Source organism: Corallococcus sp. bb12-1 (genome assembly GCF_026626765.1).
GTDB lineage: Bacteria > Myxococcota > Myxococcia > Myxococcales > Myxococcaceae > Corallococcus > Corallococcus terminator.
The window spans coordinates 14,452-33,693 of the sequence record NZ_JAPNJZ010000012.1 but is presented as its reverse complement, the minus strand read 5'-3'; the positions used below and the strand labels follow the sequence as shown (position 1 = coordinate 33,693).

Sequence of the window (19,242 nt, the reverse complement as noted above, 5' to 3'; positions counted from 1 at the left end):
GACGCGGCTCCACGCCCTGGAGCTGGGGGAGACATCGCCGGTGCGGGGCGTGAAGGCCGGACATGCGCGGCTACCTTCCCGGCGTCCCGCGAGGACTGGCCGAGCGCAAGAGCGGCAGGCTCTGGGAGAGCGCTTCGCAGGCTCGCGTGAGCGCGCCCACGTCCTCGCCTCCGCGCACCTGCCGCGCCTGGTCCAGGGCCTGCTCGGCGCGGGTGACGACGTCGGGCGACAGCCCTCCGGCCCCGGGCAGGAGCCGCACGCGGGAGAGCGCGTCCACCAGGTCCCGGGCCAGGATGTCCAGCTCCACGCGCCTGGTCTTCAGCTCCTCCGAGGCGCGCGCGGTGACGAGCCAGTCGCGCTGCTCGTCCATGATGCGGCGCAGCTCATCCTCCGTGAGGCCGCTGGACGCGGTGACGGTGATGGACTGGCGCAGGCCGGTGTCACGGTCCCTCGCGGACACGGACACGATGCCTTCAGCGTTGATGTCGAACGTCACCTCGATCTCCACCTGACCGCGCGGAGCCTCCCGCAGGCCGGTGAGGAGGAACTCGCCCAACAACTCATTGTGGTGCGCCAGTTCGTGCTCGCCCTGGAGCACCATGATCTTCACCGTGCGCTGGAAGTCCTTGGAGGTGGCGAACACCTCCGTCGCGGACGTGGGCACGGTGGTGTTGCGCGGAATCAGCCGGCGCACATAGCCGCCCGCGATGGCCACGCCCATGCTCTGCGGCGTGACGTCCAGGAGCAGCAGCTCTCCCTCCTGCGCCACCAGCGCGTGCGCCTGGATGGCGGCGCCCAGGGCCACCACCTCCTCGGCGTGCACGCCCTTGCAGGGCTCGCGGCGGAAGTACTGGCGCACCTGCTCCACGATGCGGGGCATGCGCGACATGCCCCCCACGAGGACGACCTCCTTGAGCTCCGAGGGGCGCACCTTCGCCTCGCCCAGCACCTCGGAGGTGATGCCCACCAGGCGCTCGCCCAGGTCCGCCGTCAGGTCCTCCAGCTTCTCGCGGGTGAGCGTGGACTGCAGGTGCAGCGCGGCGCCTCCGCCCGGCGGCGTGCAGATGAAGGGCAGGTGCACCTGCGTCTCCTTCACCGACGACAGCTCCACCTTGGCCTTCTCCGCGGCGTCCTTCAGCCGCTGCAACGCCATGCGGTCCTTGCGCAGGTCGATGCCGTGTTCCTTGGCGAAGCCGAACACCATCCATTCGATGATGCGGTGGTCCCAGTCCTCACCGCCCAGGAAGGTGTCGCCGCCCGTGGCCACCACGTCGAAGATGCCGTTGTTGATCTCCAGCACCGACACGTCGAAGGTGCCGCCGCCCAGATCCAATACGGCGATCTTCCCATTCACCGTGCGCCCGAAGCCGTACGCCAGCGCCGCCGCCGTGGGCTCGTTGATGATGCGCAGCACCTCCAGCCCGGCGATGCGGCCCGCGTCCTTGGTGGCCTGCCGCTGGCCGTCGTTGAAGTAGGCCGGCACGGTGATGACCGCCTGGGTGACGGGCCGGCCGAAGTGCGCCTCCGCGTCCGCCTTCAGCTCGGCCAGGATCATCGCGCTGACCTCCGGCACGGCCAGGTCGCGGCCGGCCAGCCGGATGCGCACGTCGTCATGGGCGCCGCAGACCACCTGGTACGTCAGGGCGCGCAACGCGTCCTGCACGGGGTGCGAGGAGAACTTGCGGCCGATGAGGCGCTTGGCCGCAGACACCGTGTCCTGCGGGTTGGTGATGGCCTGTCGCTTGGCGATGCCGCCCACCAGCCGCTTGCCGTTCTTCGACACCGCCACCACGGACGGGGTGAGGGGCGCGCCCGTGCGGTTCTTGATGATGAGCGGCTGACCGTCCTGCACGGTCGCGACGAGGCTGTTCGTCGTCCCCAGGTCGATGCCAATCAGCGGTCCGGACTCAGCCATGGGGAAGCATGCACCTCACGAGAACGTCCAACGCAACTTCTTGAGGGCCGCACGGGCCTCCGCGTTGTCCGGATCCAGGCGCACGACCTCCTCGTAGTGATGCTTGGCCTGCTTCTTCTGCCCCGCCGCCAGCAGCACATGCGCCACCAGCAGTTGGTAATCCCCACGGCTCGGCTTCAATTCCACCGCGCGCTGCGCGAGCGCCCGCACCTCGTTGGCGTCATGCGCCAGCTCGCGGCCCACGCGAGCAGCCTGGAAGGCCGCCTCCGCGTTGTCCCCGTTGAGCGACACGGCCAGCTTGTAGGCCGCGTGCGCCCCGGCGAAGTCCCCGCGCATCTCCATCTCCTGGCCCCGCTCCACCTCGGCCTGCGCGCGGTGCAGGTCGTGCTTGCGGCGCGCGTCGACGAGCAGCGCGGCGACCTCGCGGTTCTTCGGATCCAGGCCCAGCACGTGGTTGAAGTCCTGGTAGGCCCGCTCGAAGTCACCCTTCACGATGGCCGTCTTGCCCCGGGCGATGAGCTCCGTGAGCTTGTGGGTGCGCGCCATGTACGGGTGGCGCGCGAGCCGGGCCTGACGCTCGGCGCGGCGGGCCTCCGACTCCGCGTCAACGGGCCCGGGGGCGGGCTCCGCGGGGGCGGCGGGCGGCTGGACCGAAGCAAAGGCCCCGGACGGTGGGCGCGCCACGGCCGCGGGCACCGGACGGGGCGCCGAGGACAACGTGGCGGGGGCGGCGGCAGCGGGAGGGGGCAGCTCCGCGCGGCTGAGCGCGTTCTGGGCGTCGGTGAGGCGCTTGAAGATGCGCTCCAGCCGGGCTCGGAAGCTGCCCAGGTTCTTGCCGAAGTAGCGGTCCGGGTGGAAGCGCCGGGACGCGTTGTAATACGCCTGCTTCACCTCCGCGGCGGTGGCGCCCCGGGGCACGCCCAGCACCGCGTGGTGGTCCATCCCGTCCAGCGCGCGCTCCAGGTCGATGATTTCGCGCTTCTGTTCTGGCTCCAGGTCCACTTCCTCCGCCATGGAGGCATCCACGGCCGGGGCGGCGGGGGTAGCGCGTTGCACCACGCGCGCGGGGACGATGGCGCCCTTGGCGCGCAGGGACAGCAGCACGGCGATGGTGCGGGCCTCGCCCAGCGAGGAGCGGGACAGCACCGCGTCGATGCGCTCGACACGGCCCACCAGCGCCAGCACCGAGCCCTCCTCCGAGCTGAGCTGGAGGCGGGACGGATCCAGGTGGGGCACCGTGGCGATGTGGTCGGTCCGGCCCCCCAGGCCGACGATGGGGTTGGGCGCGCTCAAGGTCACACGTTCCGCGGCAGGCGAATCCCAAAGTGTAGGTGTCCGGGACGCAAGGCGTCAAACGCCCCGGATGTGACGGGCCCCTTCAAGGGAAGGCGGCTAGAGGGAAGCCAGCACACGCTGGAGGATGCCCAGGGCTTCGTCCAGTTCCTGCCGGGTGATGATGAGCGGAGGGGCGAAGCGCAGCGTCGTGTCCCCCGCGGAGTTCACCAGCAGTCCGGCATCGCGCAGCTTCGCGATGATGGGCGCGACCTCCCGGTCCAGCTCGACGCCCAGCAACAGTCCCCTGCCCCGCACGGCCTTGATGCGCCCTTCCGGCAGCGCGGCCTGGAGCGTCCGCGCTCCCGCGAGGAAGTGCTCGCCCTTCGCCTGCACGTCCGGCAGCAGCTCAGGCTGGCGCAAGAGGCGCAGGACGGCATTGGCCGCGGCGGCGGACACCAGGTTGCCGCCGAAGGTGGAGCCGTGGGTGCCGGGGGTGAGGCTCTTCGCCAGCTCCTCGCGGCACAGCATGGCGCCCATGGGCAGGCCGTTGCCCAGCGCCTTGGCGATGCTGATGGCGTCCGGCTGGATGCCGTCGTGCATGAAGCCGAAGGGCAGGCCGGTGCGGCCCATGCCCGTCTGGACCTCGTCCACGAGCAGGAGCAGGCCGTGTTCGTCGCACAGCGCGCGCAGGCCCTGGAGGAAACCCGGGGGCGACATGCGCACCCCACCCTCGCCCTGGATGGGCTCCACCAGGATGGCCGCGGTCGAGGGGCCCACGGCGCGGCGCACCACCTCCAGGTCCCCGTACGGCACGTGCTTGAAGCCTGCGGGCAGCGGTTCGAAGCCCGCGTGGTACTTGGGCTGGCCGGTGGCGGTGACGGTGGCCAGGGTGCGGCCGTGGAAGCTCTTGTCGAAGGTGATGAGCTCGAAGCGCTCCGGCGTGCCCCGGTCCTTCATCACCTTGCGGGTCAGCTTGATGAGCGCCTCGTTGGCCTCCGCGCCGGAGTTGCAGAAGAACGCGCGAGGCAGGCCCGCCCAGTCCGTCAACTGCGCGGCCAAGTCGATCTGCGGCTGCGAATAGAAGACGTTGGAGACGTGCCACAGCAGGTCCAACTGCGCCTTCGCCGCCGCGACGACCTCCGGGTGGCAATGGCCCAGGGCGCACACGGCGATGCCGCCGATGCAGTCCAGGTACGCCTTGCCGTCCGCGTCCCACACCCGCGTGCCCAGCCCGCGCACCAGGGCGATGGGCTGCTGCTTGTAGTTCTGCAGCAGGTGTTGCTTCGCCTTCTGCATGAGGGCGTCGTTGCCAGGAGAGGCGACGGGGGATGGCGACGGTTGCGACAAGGCGGTCTTCCTCACGATTCGTGCTGCGCGGGGGACAACGGCGGGGACGCTAGCGCGCTAGAGGATGTAGCGCGACAGATCCTCGTCCTGGACGATGGCGGACAGGCGCTCGCGCACATAGGCGCCGTCCACCTGGAAGTCGCGCGGGCCCTGTTCGCTGGCGGTGAAGGACACGTCGTCCAGCAGCCGCTCCAGCACGGTGTGCAGGCGCCGCGCGCCGATGTTCTGCGTCCGGTCGTTGGCCTGCTGGGCGATGCGCGCCAGCTCCGACACCGCGTCGTCCGTGAAGGACAGGCGCACGCCTTCGGTGGCGAGCAGCGCGGTGTACTGGCGCAGGAGCGAGTTCTTCGGCTCGCGCAGGATGCGCACCAGGTCCTCGCCGGACAGCGCCTCCAGCTCCACGCGGATGGGGAAGCGGCCCTGCAACTCCGGGATGAGGTCCGACGGCTTGGAGACGTGGAACGCGCCCGCCGCGATGAAGAGCATGTGGTCCGTCTTCACCTGCCCGTACTTCGTGTTGACGGAGGAGCCCTCCACGATGGGCAGGATGTCTCGCTGCACGCCTTCGCGCGACACGTCCGGGCCCCCGCCGCCCTTGCCGCCCTCGCGGCTGGCGATCTTGTCGATCTCGTCGATGAAGACGATGCCGCTGGACTCCGCGCGCAGCACCGCTTCGCGCTGGACGCGGTCCGGATCCACCAGCTTCTGCGCCTCTTCCGCACGCAGCATCTGGAGCGCTTCGGGCACGCGCACGCGGCGCTTCCGGGTGTTCTTCATGCCCGGCATGTTCTTGAACAGGTCCTGGAGGTTGACGCCGATCTCCTCCATGCCCTGGCCGCTGAAGTTGCGCATGAACGTGGGCGAGCTCTCGCTGGTCTCCACCTCCACGTGCTGATCATCCAGCGTGCCTGCGCGCAACTGGGCGCGCAGCTTCTCCCGCTCGCTGTCGCCCAGCGCCGACGGCGCGGTGGGCGGCGGAGGCGAGAAGCCGAAGGGCGGCGACGCGGACGGACGGGACGCGCCGCCGTTCTTGATGAGCTCCATCAGCCGGTCCTCGGCGAGTTCCTCCGCGCGCGGCTTGACCTTCTCCGTCTCCTCCTCGCGCACGAGCGCGATGGCCGCCTCCACGAGGTCGCGGATCATCGACTCCACGTCGCGGCCCACGTAGCCGACCTCCGTGAACTTGGAGGCCTCCACCTTCACGAAGGGCGCCTGGGACAGCTTCGCCAGCCGGCGGGCGATCTCCGTCTTCCCCACGCCGGTGGGGCCGATCATGATGATGTTCTTCGGGTGGATTTCATCCCGCAGGTCGTCGGAGACCTGCTGGCGGCGCCACCGGTTGCGCAGCGCGATGGCCACGGCGCGCTTGGCGTCGTTCTGGCCGACGATGTAGCGATCCAGCTCGCTGACGACCTCGCGAGGCGTGAAGGCGGACAACTTGCGCGATTCGGCCACGGGGCGGTCCTCTCAGAGCTCTTCGTAGGTGACGTTGGAGTTCGTGTAGACGCAGATGTCCGCGGCGATGGCCATGGACTGCGTGCAGATGTCACGGGCCGACATCTGCGTGTTCGCCTGGAGCGCGCGCGCGGCGGACAGCGCGTAGGAACCGCCGCTGCCCACGGCGGCGATGCCGTGGTCGGGTTCGATGACGTCGCCCGCGCCGGAGAGGATGAAGGTCTTCTCCCGGTCCGCGACGATGAGCAGCGCCTCCAGGCGGCGCAGGAAGCGGTCGGTGCGCCAGTCCTTGCCCAGCTCCACGCAGGCGCGGGTCAGGTTCTTCTGGTGCTCCTTGAACTTGGCCTCGAAGCGCTCGAAGAGCGTGAAGGCGTCCGCGGTGCTGCCCGCGAAGCCGGCGAGCACCTGCCCGTCGCCAATGCGGCGCACCTTGCGCGCCGTGTTCTTCATGATGGTCTTGTCGAGGCTGACCTGGCCGTCGCCCGCGATGACGACCTTCTGGTCGCGGCGGACGCAGAGGATGGTGGTGCCGTGGAACATGGCGGGAGGTTTAACAAGCCCGCCCCTCCCCCACCAGCAAACACGGCCCGGCTGTCCGCTCCCTCACCCTCAGAGGGCCCTTCAGGCCACGGTGGCCTGGATCCAACGGCCCACCAGCTTCACCAGGGCCGCCTTCTTCGCCTTCACGTCCTTCGCGTCCTTGAGCGTGACGACGCCCCGGTCCACGGCCGCCCACTCCACCAGCCCCGAGTCGTCCTCGAAGGCGAAGCCCGTCGCGTCCTTCACCTTCGCGCCCCGGTGCAGGATGACCTGGAAGATGCCCTTGGGAGCCAGCCGGAATGTCACCCGGTCATCGCCGCCGTGACAGAAGCTGGGGGCCTTCCACTTGATGCGCTCGGTGAGCGTCTTGTCGGAGGCAAGGATGGCGCTGCGCACGGCTTCAATCTCCGCCTTCAGCGGATGTTCGAGCGCCGCCATGTACTGCTCCACCTCTTCGTTCCGGTTCGACATCAACGGTTCTCCTTGGGAGATGAAGCGGGCCGCACCTCCATGGAACGCGCAAGCACATAGCCACCCAACCCCACGGAAGGGTCGAGTTCGAAAACCACGAGTTCACCGGCCAGGATGCTCTCGACCCAGCCCTCACTCAACCCCAGCTCCTCGCAGACCTGGGCCGTCTTTTCCTCGCCAGCCCGCCACTCGTAGATACCGAACAGCACATTCTGGGGCCTGTATCCCTCCAGGTTCCAATGCTGAGCGCCCTTGAACTCGAGCAGGAGTTCCCTCTTGTCCTCAAGCACGAGGTCGAGGGTCAATGCTTCGTCATCAAGGTTGGAATGGATGCCAACAACCGCGGCGTCATGAATCGACATGCTCAACGAGTTCATGGCTTCTCCACCCGGCCTGCACGTGAGGGCATCCCCACGGTTCGTCACGCGCGAGGGTGCGCGGCGTCGTAGACTTCCTGCAACTGTTCGAAGGTCACGTGGGTGTACTTCTGCGTGGTGGACAGGCTCGCGTGACCCAGCAGCTCCTGGATGCTGCGGATGTCCGCGCCGCCGCCCAGCAGGTGCGTGGCGAACGAGTGGCGCATCGCGTGCGGGCTCACCTTGCGCGCCAGCGCGAGCTGGAGCACGTACGCATCCAGGTGCCGCGCGATGCTCCGGGGCGTCAACCGGCCGCCCCGGAAGTTGAGGAACAGCGCGTCCGGATCCTGCCCCGCGTGCACCGTGGCCAGCAGCTCGCCGCGCCTCGCGAGGTACGCCTCCAGCGCGCGGATGGACTTCGCGTTGAGCGGGATGAGGCGCTCCTTGCTGCCCTTGCCCATCACCCGGACGATGCGGCTGCTGCGGTCCACGCCCAGCAGCGACAGGCCGCACAGCTCGCTGATGCGCAGGCCGCCGCCGTAGAGCATCTCCAGAATCGCCTTGTCGCGAAGCCCCAGCACCGTGTTCACGTCCGGAATGTCGAGGATGGCGAACACCTCCTCCACCGGCAGCACCTTGGGCAGCGTCTTGGGCAGCTTGGGGCTCTTCACCAGCTTCGCGGGACTGGCGGACAGGAGCTTCTGCCGCACCAGGTACTTGTAGAACGACTTGATGCTCGCCAGCCGCCGCGCGCGGCTGGCGGGGGCGTGGTCCACGCTGAGCGTGCCCAGGTAGCCCCGGATGGCCGCGTGCGTGCCGGCCAGGAGCGACGTCTTCATCCGCTCCACGAGGTAGCGCTCATAGTCCACCAGGTCGATGAGGTAGTTGCGCACCGTGTGCGGTGACGCGTCCTTCTCGTCTTCCAGGTGGGCGCGGAACTTCTCGAGGAGCGGAGACAGGGTCGACATGGTCGGGGAAGCCTAGGGGCCTCCCCGAGCCTCGCAAGATTCACGACGGCGCGCGAGCACGACCTACTTCGCGGGCACCGGGGCCGGAGCGGCGGGGACCACCGCCGGCGCCCCCGGCAGTTCAGAGGGCACCAGCTTGGGCAGGAACACCCGGCAACTGTCTTCGGACAGCCACTGATGCGTGCACATCCACTCCGTGATGGACACGCGCACCTGCCACAGCAGGATGAACAGCACGAGCAGCGTCAGCCCGATGCGGGCCCCCAGGGACATGCCGTCGCTCTCGTCGTCGTCCTGCGTGTGGCGCAGCGCCCCGCGCACCAGGTCGGAGCGGTCCACGCGCGCGTTCTTCGGCAGCTTCGGACGGCGGGTGATGAGCGTCGCCACTCCCCGGGTGAGCATCAGCCGGTCGTTGAGCGCCCAGCCGGAGCCTTCCAAGAGCAGCGCCAGGTTGCGCCGCCGCAGCTTCATCCACCCGAGCAGGCCCGCGGGCGCCATCACCACGATGGCCAGGATGGTCGCCGCGGTGATGACGTCCACCAGCGTCAGCGACTTGACCTGCGTGAGGATGAACGCCAGCGACGAACCCAGCGCCGCGAACGCGATGCCACCCGCCGCGAGCACTCCAGCGAGTCCTCCCGCCGCGGGAGCCGCCGGAGCCGCCACGGGAGCCGCACCGGCCGGGGGCGCCGTCACCGTCTGCGTGTAGCCGTGCTCCAGCGTCGAATCGAAGTCCTTCTCGCCCGACGCCGCCAGCTTCTCCACCTTGCCGGAGATGAACGCGCCGATGCGCATGAACGGCATCGTCATGGACTCCCACAGCGACACCGGCTGGCGGACCACCTGCGTGACGATGGCGTCACTCTCCACGCCGTCCACGTCGTAGAACACGCCGCGCTTGCCCACGACGAGCTCCGTGCTGCGGCCAGCCGTGACGGGCACCGCGACCTCGTAGCCCTCCGCGCCGTCCTTGGGCAGCACCTTCACGTAGAGGATGCACGTGGTGCCCTGCCCCGTCAGCGCCGAGTGCCCCGCCCGGTCCTTCACCAGCACCGACAGCGTGTACTTGCGCCCGGCCAGGATGAGCGTGCCCCGCTCCATCAGCCCCCGCCGCTTGGGCAGGTACAGGCTGGGCATGCTGATGAAGTTGTTGGCGAACACCAGGAGCCAGCGCTGGTACAACACCAGCCGCTCCAGCTCCGCGATGACGTCCAGCGTGCCCTTGAGCGAAAGGTCCTCGCGGCTCGCCGCCTCCAGCGCGTCCAGCTCCTCGTCCGACACCGTGGAGAGCGTGTCCGCCACCGCGTGCAGCGCGTGCGTGTCCCGCTTCGACTGCCACGCGAGGATGGCCTCCGCCTTCGCGGACAGCTCCTTCCACGCGGTGTCCGTCAGCTTCACACCGTCGCCCAGGAGCGGCGTCGCCACCTCCTGGTGGAAGGCCTCAAGCCGCTCGTAGCCGGGGCCCCGGTACAGCCGCGCCCACACGAGCACGCCCGACGGATCCGGCAACGCGATGGGCAGCTCGCCCGCGGCCTTCCCCATGGCGCCTACGTCCCCCAACGCACCTTCCACCCGCTCCGCGCGCAGGCGCAGGCTGGCGGCGGCCTCCGGCTGCGCGGCGACGAGCCGGCACTGCACGAAGTAGCCGTCCAGGAGCGGCGCCACGTCGTGGATGCGCTTCGCCTGCTCCAGGCTCGCCGTGCCCCAGGTGAACACCGCGTCCCGTCCGGACAGGTGCGCGAGCAGCGCCGTCCGCTCCTCGCGGAAGCGCTTCACCAGCGCCGCGTCCACGCCCACCAGCCCCGCGCGGTTCGTCACCGCCGGGAAGGCCGCGATGATGGCCTGCGCCAGGGGCCGCAGCCGCTCCGGCAGCGACGTGGGCGCGATGATGCCGTCGCCATTGGAACCCGCGTCGCGCAGCGCCTTGTCGCTGGTGCGAAGCTGCTCCAGGGACAGGCGCGTGGCGTCTGGCGCGTGCAGCGTGCGCAGCACCAGCTCCGCCGCGCCGCGCAGGTTGTTCGCGGTGTCGGAGAGCGCCGACAGATCCAGCACGTCGCTGCCCGCGTCCGCGCCCTTCGCGTCCTTCAGCCGCGCCGCCGTCCAGTCCACCGCGGCGCGCAGCTCCTCCACCCGGATGCGGCCGTTGCCGTCCGCGTCCATCAGCGTGAGGAAGCGCGGGTCGCACGCGATGCCCTCCAGCGGACACGCGAGCGCCATCCACTGCGTCGCGGGAATCCGCACCGCCTCGGTGAGCGTGTGGAAGTCGGGGATGTCGACCTGGAGGGAGCCGCCGTAGCGCCGATAGACGAGTTGTGCCATTCGGCGGGCAAGACACCACACCCGCCCCGACTGTGCACGCCTCAACAGCACCGGCCGGCCCCGAAGGGGCGGAAGGCGAGGCCGCCCTCCACCCCCGGGTCAACGGCTACTGCCGATTACTGCGGTGACGCGATGGCGCTGTACACGCCAGGGTTCTGCCCCTGCCCGATGATGTAGACGGCGCGAGCGTCGTCCTTGCCCCCGAAGTACGTGGGCACCTGCACGCCCTGGTCGAGCGTCTTCCGCGCCCCCGACTTCACGTCATAGACAGCGACGTCATAGGTGTCCGAGTCCATGCGCGCGTACGTCGCGAGGATGCGGGCCCCATCGTTGGAGATCTTGTAGCTGAAGATGCCCTGCATCCACGTCTTCGCCTCGGCCTGCTTCTCACCCAGCTCCAGCGCCTTGAAGTCGCACGCGCGACCGTTGCGGATGCAGTTGGTGCGGAACACCACCGCGCCGTTGTTCGGCGTGAAGCCGTAGCCGAACACACCCGGCTGCACCTTCTCCGCCTTCTCCTGGCCCAGCGCGTACAGCATCAGGTCCACGGAGAACACCGGCTTCACGAAGCGCGACAGGAACGCCACGTAGCGGCTGTCCGAACCCCACACGAAGTTGGGCACCCGGTCCCCCACGCGCTTCGGAGCGCCGTCCGGCAGCGACGCCACGGTCATCGCCCCCGCGCGCGACGGCTGGTCGTACTTCTCCAGGAAGCCCACGGCCTTGGAGTCCGGCGCGAACGCCATCTCCTCCACCGCTTCGCCCACCTTGCGCCCCGGCCCACCGGAGGCAGGCCCCACGTACAGGTCGCCCAGCAGCTCCGGCTTGCCGTTCTCCGTGCGCGCCAGCCACTGGCCGTCCGGAGAGAAGCCGAACACCTTCGAGCCCACCGCGAGCCGCTGGCCCTTCAGCGCCGGCACCTCCGCGAGGTACAGATCATACATGCTGCGCACGGACTCGCTGCGCACCTGGTACGCCACGCGCTTGCCGTCCGGAGACACCTGGTAGTCGCCCACCTGATCCGCCAGCTTGCGCGGCGGCTCCTTGGACCCCACCGTCACCGCCGCCAGGCCGCTCGCGGCCGACAACCGGCGCTTGAAGAGCAGCGTCTTGCCGTCCGACGTGAACTGCGCGGTGCTCACCTCCGCCGCCACGTCCTCGAAAGGCCCCGCGGGCAGCGGGCCCAGCTTCAGCACGCCCGCGTCCACGAACGCCACGCTGACGCCGTCGGGCGAGGGCAGCAGGTAGCTCACCGCCGTGCCCAACGTCACCGGCTGCGCCGCCGCGTCCGTCACGGCCAGCGCGTGCAGCTCACCGGATTGCGAGGCCGGGTTGTAGCCCGTCACGTACAAGAGGTGCCGGGAGTCCGCGGAGAACAGCAGGCTGCCGGGGACGTTCGTCACACCGTTGCCCAGCTCGCGCGGCTTGCCGCCCGCCACCGGCACCACGTACAGCGCGCCCACCAGCATCTGGGGCGGGATGCCGTCCAGCCGGGGCTTCTGTCCGTTGAGCAGGTACGTGGCGAACTGCCCGTCCGGGGACAGGCGAAGGTCCGCCGCGCGGCCCGCGGCCAGTTGCTGCCCCTGCCCGCCCACCAACGCCGCGCCCTTCGCCGCGCTGCGGACCGTGTCGTCCTTGGCGGCGCTGCGCTGAGACGGAGCGGCGCCGTCGTCGCTCTTCTTGCTGCACCCCACCACCGTCAGCAGGGCCACGAGGCCCCACATCCCAGGTCGCTTCATGCGCTCCTCTGTTCTTGCGTCGGGTCCGTTGCTTGGGCCGCGCCCGCTTCCACGACGCCCGCGTGGGGCAGCCAGGCCGCCAGGTCCTGCTTCGCCCGCGCCGAGTAGGCCGCGCGCTTGTCCGCCTTCTTCATCCGCCCGGACAGCGGCGGGAACAGGCCGTAGATGACGTTGGTGGGCTGGTGCGGATGATCCGGCGGGTGCGCTTCCCCCGTGACGTGCCGGTACAGCGACCCCAGCGCCGTCGTCGCCGGCGGCGGAACGAACGCCGTGCCGGTGAGGCGCGCATGCACCGCCAGCGCCACCAGGTAGCCGCACGCCGCGCTCTCCACGTACCCCTCCACCCCCGTCACCTGCCCCGCGAAGAACACCCGCCGCTCCGTCTTCAGCGACAGGTCCTCCGCCAGGAGGCGCGGCGAGTCGATGAACGTGTTGCGGTGGATCTGCCCCATCCGCAGGAACTCCGCGTTCTGCAGGCCCGGGATGCAGGACATGAAGATGCGCTTCTGCTCGCCCCACGTCAGGCGCGTCTGGAAGCCCACCATGTTCCACGCCGTGCCCGCCTTGTCCTCCATGCGCAACTGCACCACCGCGTAGGGGTCCTTCCCCGTGCGCGGGTCCTTCAGCCCCACCGGCTTGAGCGGCCCGAAGGACAGCGTGTCGTCTCCGCGCTCCGCCATCACCTCGATGGGCAGACACCCTTCGAAGTATTTCGGTTCCTCGAAGCTGTGCGGCACCAGCTTCTGGCCCGCCTTCACCTCGTTGACGAAGCGGTAGTACTCGTCGCGCGTCATCGGCAGGTTCAGGTAGTCGTCCCCGCCGCCCTTGCCGTAGCGGCTCTGGCGGAACGCCACCTCCATGTCGATCGAGTCCCCGGACAGGATGGGCGCGATGGAGTCGTAGAAGTAGAGCTTCGTGCCCACGTGGCGCTCCAGCTCCGCCGTGAGCGCATCCGACGTCAGCGGCCCGGTCGCCACCACCACCACGCCCTCGTCCGGGATGCGCTCCACCTCGCCGCCAACAATCTCCACGCCCACGCCGGACTGGAGCCGGGTGGTGATTTCGCGGGAGAAGCCCTCGCGCTCCACCGCCAGCGCGTCACCAGCGGGCACGCGGTGCAGGTCCGCGCTGCCCAGCACCAGCGAGCCCAGCGCGCGCAGCTCCGCGTGCAGGAGGCCAATGGCGCTCTCCGGGTTGTCCGAACGCAAGGAGTTGCTGCACACCAGCTCCGCGAGCGTGTCCGACTTGTGCGCGGGGGAGCGCTTGTGCGGCTTCATCTCGCGCAGCACCACTGGCACGCCACGCCGCGCGAGCTGGTACGCGCACTCGGTGCCCGCCAGGCCCCCGCCAATCACCGTCACCCGCTGCTTCACGTCCGACATGCAACCTCCTGCGCACCGGGGGCGTCTGGCACTCCAGGGCACCCCGGGCGTCCCTGTTAGCAGGAAGGTCGCGCCCTTTCCCAGCCGCGAAAGCAGCGCGGCAACCCCGCGTTCTCTTTCCACTTCCCGGCCTGCCCACGGCTGCCCGCCTGCCCTGCTTCCCACCATGCGTGCCGGAAGGAAGGCGAGGTTTCCCCACCTGGGATCCAACCCTAGGTTTCTCGCGGTCTTCGCGCCGGGATGACACCGCCGACCGCGAGCGCCGTTCAACCGTGAACCGGGATGGGAGTGACGCCGCCATGAGCCGAGCCAAGGACTTGTTGGGGATCCGCGAACTGCTGCAGAAACGCCGCAAGACGACCGAGGAGGCCCAGGCGGGCGCTCGCCGGGAGTTGATGGCGCTGAAGGATCAGGAGCGCGATCCCGAGTACGAGGAACAGGCGCAGGCGGAGCTGGCGGACTACACGCTCTCCACCCTCATCGAAGCCCAGCGCCGGGAGATCATGCTCATTGACGCCGCGCTGCGCCGCATGGACACGGACGTGTTCGGCGAGTGCGTGGACTGCGGGAACGAAATCTCCATGGACCGCCTGGAGGCCATGCCCTTCGCCATCCGCTGCGAGGAAGATGCCGCCCTGCATGAGCAGGAGACGCGCGACGCCGCGCGCCACACGGGCAGCCTGTCCCTCTAGCGAAGCCGTCAGGCGCTCCCCCGTGCGTCCATCCCGCGCGGGGGAGTCGTGTGTCCGGCGACTGGGCGCCTAGTTGGCGTCGCGCTGGAGCACGATGAAGCGGTAGTTCTCCAGCTCGTTCTGGCCCGCCGTGTAGAGCACGGTGACGAGCAGGTCGTACGGCACGGCCTTGTCCGCGATGACGGACAGCTCGTGGCTGAACGGCGCCGCCGGGTTGCGCTCGGCGATGAACTTGAGCTTCTTCACTTCCTTCTTCAGCTGCTCATCCAGCCCCAGCACCAGCCGATTGTTGCCCTCGGGGAACTGCGACTCCGGGATGCGTCCGTCCTTCAGCCGCACCACCTCGCGGTCCCCCACCAGGATGTTCTTGGGGGTGATGGTGATGGCCACCGTGTCCTTGGGCGTCGCGCGCGTGGAGGACACCGGCGGACGGACGTCCTCGGACGCGGTGACGGCCGCGGAGGACGACGCGAAGGACCTCAGGAGGAACACCAGGATGATGGTCATCATGTCCATCATCGCGGTGATGTTGAGCTCCTTCACTTCCGACGCGGCCTCGCGCTCCTTGCGCTTCTTGCGCGCGAGAGCCCGGCGGTAGCGCATGCGCGCGAGCTGTTCGGCTTCGGCGGCGGTCGGAGGCGCGGTTTCGGACATGGCTACAGGGTGCTCAGGGTGACGTCGGGGAAGAGCAGCTTGCGCTCGGTGGGGCCCGCCGTCTCGCGCAGGGCGTCCATCGTGTGGATGAGGGCCTCGTAGGGGACGTTCGGATCCGCCGCCACGATGACCTTCGTCTCCTGGGGGAACTCCGCCTTGATCTTCACCAGCCGCTCATTGAGCGCCGCGTAGTCATAGGTGCCACCCGCGAGCACCGGCAACGTGGGCGCATCCCCCTCCGGCGCCGCGGCCTCCTTGCCGTTGCCCCGGACGTAGAGGCCCTTCTCGGAGATGAGCACCTGGAGCATCAGCTTGGGCGCGTCCGGATCCGCCTGGCCCCCGCTGGCGGAGGCGCCGCCATACGTGGGCGCGGACACGTTGAGCGCGCCAAAGGCCGTGAGGCCTGTGATGGACAGCAGCATGAAGATGATGAGGTTCATGAGGATGTCGAGGTACGGGACGATGTTCAGCTCGCCCCCCTCTTCCTCTTCCCTCGGCTTCAGCTTGCGGCGGGAGTAGTAGAACGCCATGCGTGGCTCCGGAAGCCAGCGGGGACTACGACGCCGCCCGGACGTCGGAATCCGCCGGGACGACTTCCAGCGAGCCGCGCCGCGACAGCAGGTTCTCCAGCTTCAGCGCGTTCAACTCCACCGACTCCACCATGTTCTTCGCGTACGTGTGGAAGAACAGGTGCGCCACGATGCAGATGACGGCGATGGAGAGCCCGAAGCCCGTGTTGTACATGGCCTCCGAGATGCCGTTGGAGAGCAGCGCCTGCTTCTGCTCCGCCGGCACGTTGCCGAGCGCGCGGAAGGTGCCGATGAGGCCCACGATGGTGCCGACGAGCCCCACCAGCGTCGCGATGTTCGCGAGCGACCACAGCCACTGCACCCGGCGCGTCACGTGCGGCGTGTACTCGGCCAGCGCCTCCTCCACGGCCTTGGCCACTTCCAGCTCACCACGGTTCGCGTTGATGAGCCCCGCGCGGATGACGCGGGCCAGCGGCGAGCGCGGCGCCATGCCGCAGAACTTCACCGCGCGGTCCAGGTTGCCGCTGCGCACCATCTTGTGGACCTGTTCGATGAACGCGCTCGCGTTGAGCCGGTAGCGGTACAGCAGCGTCACCGCGCGCTCCCCGATGACCGCCAGCGAGGCGAGCAGCCAGAACAGGTTCACCAGCATGAAGTGGCCGCCGGCGTCGAACGCGGTGAAGACGAAATCCACCAGGCCTCCCGACGAAGCGTGGCCAGCCGCGGGAGCCGCCTCGGCCAACACCATGCTCAACAACGCGTTCACGGAGGGATTCATCGCGGAGTGCGTCCTTTCGCTGCCCCCCGCGCGCACCCCTGCCGCGAACGGGCAGGAGGCTTGCGATCACGGGCCGGGAGCAATCCGGACTTGTAGGACTTCGCCCGAGAGGGTGTCAAGCCAGGGGGCTGAAGCCAGCCCCCTGGAATGACTCAGCTTTCCGCTCAGGCCGCCGAAGAAGGCGGGGGAGCGACCGGTGCCTCGGCGGCAGCCCCCACGGCGACCTCTCCCGGAGCGCCCAGGCCACCCTGCTCCACCACCTCGCGGCGGTAGTCGCATTCCTTGTTCGGGCAGGAGATGTAGGCGCCGTCCCGCTTGGAGTACTTCTGCAGCAGGTACGGCGACGCGCACTGAGGGCACGCCTCCGCGAGCGGCCGGTCCCACGCGGCGAACTTGCACTCCGGATACCGGTTGCAGCCGAAGAAGATCTTCCCCCGGCCACTGCGGCGTTCGGTGAGGTAGCCCACCTTGCACTCCGGGCAGTTCACCCCGATGGAGATGGGCTTGGACGTCTTGCAGTCCGGGTAGCCCGAGCACGCCATGAAGCGTCCGAACCGGCCGCGCTTGATGACCATCGGCTTGGCGCACTTCTCGCACTTCTCGTCCGTGGTCTCCTCCTCCACGATGACGATCTTCCCCTCGGCGTCCCGCTTGAAGTCCTTGGTGTTCTTGCAGTCGGGGTAGTTCGAGCAGGCGAGGAAGTGGCCCATCTTCCCGAACTTGATGACGAACGGGTTGCCGCACTTCTCGCAGGCGATGTCGGTCTTGATCTCCTCGCGCTTGACGTCGCGCATCTCCGCTTCGGCCTTCTCCAGGGTCTCCTTGAAGGGCCCGTAGAAGTCGTGGAGGACGGTCTTCCAACTGGCGCCGCCGTCGGAGATCTGATCGAGCTTCTCCTCCATGCTGGCCGTGAACGACACGTCCAGCTCATGGGGGAAGTGCTTCACCAACAGCTCGTTGGTCATCTGTCCCAGGTCCGTGGGCCGGAAGCGGCTCTCCAGCTTCTCCACGTACTTCTTGTCCTGGATGTTGGAGAGGATGGCCGCGTACGTGGACGGACGCCCGATGCCGCGCTCTTCCAGCTCCTTCACCAGCGTGGCCTCGCTGAAGCGCGGGGGCGGCTGGGTGAAGTGCTGCTCGTTGAGCAGCTTGTGCAGGGCCAGGACTTCGCCCTCGTTGAGGGGCGGCAGTTCGCCCACCACGTCCTCGGCGCCGTCTTCACCGGCGGCCTTGGCCTTGTCGCGCTCGGACTCCTCTTCCGGCGTGAGCCCGGCGCCGTACACGCCCAGGTAGCCCGGGAACTTCAGCGTGCTGCCGGACGCGCGGAAGGTGGCGCGGCCCGCGGTGATGTCCGCGGCCGTCTGGTCGTACACGGCGGGTTTCATCTGGCACGCGACGAAGCGGTTCCAGATGAGTTCGTAGAGGCGGAACATGTCCGACTCGTCCATCGCGTCGAAGAAGGGACGCACGCGCTCGGGCGGGTACTCCAGGGACGTGGGCCGGATGGCCTCGTGCGCGTCCTGGGCGCTCTTGCGGCTCTTGTAGACCATGGGCTCCGGCGGCAGGTAGTCCGCGCCGTACTTCTGGCCAATGAACTCCCGCACCTGCGTGACGGCGTCGTCCGACAGACGCGTGGAGTCCGTACGCATGTACGTGATGAGCGCCGTCTGGCCCTCCTCACCCAGGGGCACGCCTTCGTACAGCTTCTGCGCCAGCGTCATCGTCTTCTTGGCGGTGAAGTGCAGACGGTTGGCGGCCTCCTGCTGGAGCTTGGAGGTGATGAACGGCGCGGGCGCGTTGCGGCGGCGCTCCTTGCGGTCCACCTTGGTGACGGTGAAGGACGCGTCCTTCAGCTCCGCGACCAGCCCGTCCGTGGTGGCGCGGTCCTTGAGTTCCACCTTCTTGCCGTCCACTCGGGACAGCTTCGCCTTGAAGGGCGGAGGCCCCTGGGGGCCCTGCACCAGCGCGTCCAGCGTCCAGTACTCCTCGGGCGTGAAGGCCTTGATCTCCGTCTCGCGCTCCACGATGAGGCGCACGGCGACGGACTGCACGCGGCCGGCGGACAGGCCCCGGCGGATCTTCTTCCAGAGCAGCGGCGAGATTTGATAGCCGACGAGCCGGTCCAGGATGCGCCGGGTCTGCTGCGAGTCGTAGTTGTCCTGGTTGAGCTCGCGCGGGTTGGCGATGGCTTCCTGCACCGCCTTCTTGGTGATCTCGTTGAAGGTCACCCGGAGGGAGTCCGGGTGGGCCAGTTCCTCCTTGATGTGCCAGGCGATGGCCTCGCCCTCGCGGTCGGGGTCCGTCGCGAGGAACACGCGGTCCACCGTCCTGGCCGTCTTCTTCAGCTCGTTGAGGACCTTCTCCTTGCCCTTGATGACCGTGTACTCGGGCTTGAAGTCGTCATCCACGTCGACGCCAATCTTGCTCTTGGGCAGATCCTTCACGTGCCCCACGGACGCCTTCACCGTGTAGCCAGAGCCCAGGTACTTCTTGATCGTCTTGGCCTTGGCGGGAGACTCCACCACCACCAGGTAGTGCGGGCCCTTGCCACGGCGCTCAGGGACTTCCTCTTCCGCGTCGGCATCCGCGTCCACGGTGGGCAGGTCCTCGCCGTCCGCGCCACGGCGACGGGCCGCCGTCTTCTTGGCCGACACCTTCTTCGCCGCCGCCTTCTTCTTCGCGGGCGCCTTCTTGGCGGGCGCCTTCTTGGCCGCCGTCTTCTTCTTCGCGGGCGCCTTCTTGGCCGTCTCCTCCGCCGCCGCTTCCGTCTGCGCCGCCTGTGTCTTCTTCCGCGTGGCCATGGCTCTCCTACCTCGGACTA

16 protein-coding genes are annotated in these 19,242 nt (G+C 69.0%); 1 reads left to right on the top strand and 15 read right to left on the bottom strand.

Features of this window, described 5'->3' with window-relative positions; genetic code table 11:
* Positions 1-70: 70 nt before the first annotated feature.
* The 11 genes from dnaK to trmFO form a co-directional block, all read right to left on the bottom strand.
* Positions 71-1,915 carry a molecular chaperone DnaK gene (gene dnaK / locus OV208_RS15600; protein ID WP_267574632.1) on the bottom strand — a complete coding sequence of 615 codons (1,845 nt, stop codon included), beginning with the start codon at positions 1,913-1,915 and terminating at the stop codon, positions 71-73.
* A gap of 15 nt (positions 1,916-1,930) precedes the next feature.
* Entirely contained in the window at positions 1,931-3,214 is a 1,284-nt protein-coding gene (locus OV208_RS15595) for a J domain-containing protein (RefSeq protein WP_324291383.1), read from the bottom strand.
* 93 nt (positions 3,215-3,307) lie between these two features.
* Positions 3,308-4,486 (bottom strand): aspartate aminotransferase family protein, encoded by a 1,179-nt coding sequence (locus OV208_RS15590; protein ID WP_267574846.1) that lies wholly within the window; start codon positions 4,484-4,486, stop codon positions 3,308-3,310.
* Between the two features lie 108 nt (positions 4,487-4,594).
* On the bottom strand, positions 4,595-5,992 hold the full coding sequence (gene hslU, locus OV208_RS15585) for an ATP-dependent protease ATPase subunit HslU (RefSeq protein WP_267574630.1): 1,398 nt from the start codon (positions 5,990-5,992) through the stop codon (positions 4,595-4,597).
* 12 nt (positions 5,993-6,004) lie between these two features.
* On the bottom strand, positions 6,005-6,532 hold the full coding sequence (hslV, locus tag OV208_RS15580) for an ATP-dependent protease subunit HslV (protein WP_120536022.1): 528 nt from the start codon (positions 6,530-6,532) through the stop codon (positions 6,005-6,007).
* An 81-nt stretch (positions 6,533-6,613) separates the two neighbouring features.
* Positions 6,614-7,003 carry a DUF1801 domain-containing protein gene (locus OV208_RS15575; protein WP_267574629.1) on the bottom strand — a complete coding sequence of 130 codons (390 nt, stop codon included), beginning with the start codon at positions 7,001-7,003 and terminating at the stop codon, positions 6,614-6,616.
* Positions 7,003-7,380 (bottom strand): hypothetical protein, encoded by a 378-nt coding sequence (locus OV208_RS15570; protein ID WP_267574628.1) that lies wholly within the window; start codon positions 7,378-7,380, stop codon positions 7,003-7,005. The genes OV208_RS15575 and OV208_RS15570 overlap by 1 nt, the downstream gene beginning before the upstream one ends.
* A 44-nt stretch (positions 7,381-7,424) precedes the next feature.
* On the bottom strand, positions 7,425-8,327 hold the full coding sequence (locus OV208_RS15565) for a tyrosine recombinase XerC (protein ID WP_267574627.1): 903 nt from the start codon (positions 8,325-8,327) through the stop codon (positions 7,425-7,427).
* Positions 8,328-8,390: 63 nt separating this feature from the next.
* A complete protein-coding gene (locus OV208_RS15560; RefSeq protein WP_267574626.1) occupies positions 8,391-10,646 on the bottom strand; it encodes a kinesin in 2,256 nt (751 codons plus the stop codon).
* Between the two features lie 116 nt (positions 10,647-10,762).
* Complete coding sequence (locus OV208_RS15555; protein ID WP_267574625.1) at positions 10,763-12,385, bottom strand: gliding motility protein; 1,623 nt, start codon at positions 12,383-12,385, stop codon at positions 10,763-10,765.
* On the bottom strand, positions 12,382-13,767 hold the full coding sequence (trmFO, locus tag OV208_RS15550; protein WP_120542346.1) for a methylenetetrahydrofolate--tRNA-(uracil(54)-C(5))-methyltransferase (FADH(2)-oxidizing) TrmFO: 1,386 nt from the start codon (positions 13,765-13,767) through the stop codon (positions 12,382-12,384). The genes OV208_RS15555 and trmFO overlap by 4 nt, the downstream gene beginning before the upstream one ends.
* A gap of 299 nt (positions 13,768-14,066) precedes the next feature.
* Here trmFO and OV208_RS15545 point away from each other — a divergent pair, with 299 nt between their 5' ends.
* Entirely contained in the window at positions 14,067-14,459 is a 393-nt protein-coding gene (locus tag OV208_RS15545; RefSeq protein ID WP_120542347.1) for a TraR/DksA family transcriptional regulator, read from the top strand.
* Between the two features lie 69 nt (positions 14,460-14,528).
* Here the strand turns inward: OV208_RS15545 and OV208_RS15540 are convergent, their stop codons facing one another.
* From OV208_RS15540 to topA, 4 genes are all read right to left on the bottom strand, one after another.
* On the bottom strand, positions 14,529-15,113 hold the full coding sequence (locus tag OV208_RS15540) for an ExbD/TolR family protein (RefSeq protein ID WP_267574624.1): 585 nt from the start codon (positions 15,111-15,113) through the stop codon (positions 14,529-14,531).
* 2 nt (positions 15,114-15,115) lie between these two features.
* The gene (locus OV208_RS15535; RefSeq protein ID WP_267574623.1) at positions 15,116-15,643 is read right to left on the bottom strand and encodes an ExbD/TolR family protein; all 528 of its coding nucleotides are present in this window, start codon (positions 15,641-15,643) and stop codon (positions 15,116-15,118) included.
* Between the two features lie 25 nt (positions 15,644-15,668).
* Positions 15,669-16,421 (bottom strand): MotA/TolQ/ExbB proton channel family protein, encoded by a 753-nt coding sequence (locus tag OV208_RS15530; protein ID WP_267574622.1) that lies wholly within the window; start codon positions 16,419-16,421, stop codon positions 15,669-15,671.
* Positions 16,422-16,585: 164 nt separating this feature from the next.
* Complete coding sequence (topA, locus tag OV208_RS15525; protein ID WP_267574621.1) at positions 16,586-19,222, bottom strand: type I DNA topoisomerase; 2,637 nt, start codon at positions 19,220-19,222, stop codon at positions 16,586-16,588.
* Positions 19,223-19,242: the final 20 nt, after the last annotated feature.

Excerpts from the sequence above, each read along its gene's own strand:
- OV208_RS15590 (WP_267574846.1), bottom strand. The coding sequence starts at position 4,486 with ATGCAGAAGGCGAAGCAACACCTGCTGCAGAACTACAAGCAGCAGCCC.
- OV208_RS15560 (WP_267574626.1), bottom strand. The coding sequence starts at position 10,646 with ATGGCACAACTCGTCTATCGGCGCTACGGCGGCTCCCTCCAGGTCGAC.
- dnaK (WP_267574632.1), bottom strand. The coding sequence starts at position 1,915 with ATGGCTGAGTCCGGACCGCTGATTGGCATCGACCTGGGGACGACGAAC.
- trmFO (WP_120542346.1), bottom strand. The coding sequence starts at position 13,767 with ATGTCGGACGTGAAGCAGCGGGTGACGGTGATTGGCGGGGGCCTGGCG.
- OV208_RS15565 (WP_267574627.1), bottom strand. The coding sequence starts at position 8,327 with ATGTCGACCCTGTCTCCGCTCCTCGAGAAGTTCCGCGCCCACCTGGAA.
- hslV (WP_120536022.1), bottom strand. The coding sequence starts at position 6,532 with ATGTTCCACGGCACCACCATCCTCTGCGTCCGCCGCGACCAGAAGGTC.
- OV208_RS15540 (WP_267574624.1), bottom strand. The coding sequence starts at position 15,113 with ATGTCCGAAACCGCGCCTCCGACCGCCGCCGAAGCCGAACAGCTCGCG.
- OV208_RS15535 (WP_267574623.1), bottom strand. The coding sequence starts at position 15,643 with ATGGCGTTCTACTACTCCCGCCGCAAGCTGAAGCCGAGGGAAGAGGAA.
- OV208_RS15555 (WP_267574625.1), bottom strand. The coding sequence starts at position 12,385 with ATGAAGCGACCTGGGATGTGGGGCCTCGTGGCCCTGCTGACGGTGGTG.
- OV208_RS15575 (WP_267574629.1), bottom strand. The coding sequence starts at position 7,003 with ATGTCGAACCGGAACGAAGAGGTGGAGCAGTACATGGCGGCGCTCGAA.
- OV208_RS15570 (WP_267574628.1), bottom strand. The coding sequence starts at position 7,380 with ATGAACTCGTTGAGCATGTCGATTCATGACGCCGCGGTTGTTGGCATC.
- topA (WP_267574621.1), bottom strand. The coding sequence starts at position 19,222 with ATGGCCACGCGGAAGAAGACACAGGCGGCGCAGACGGAAGCGGCGGCG.
- OV208_RS15545 (WP_120542347.1), top strand. The coding sequence starts at position 14,067 with ATGAGCCGAGCCAAGGACTTGTTGGGGATCCGCGAACTGCTGCAGAAA.
- OV208_RS15530 (WP_267574622.1), bottom strand. The coding sequence starts at position 16,421 with ATGAATCCCTCCGTGAACGCGTTGTTGAGCATGGTGTTGGCCGAGGCG.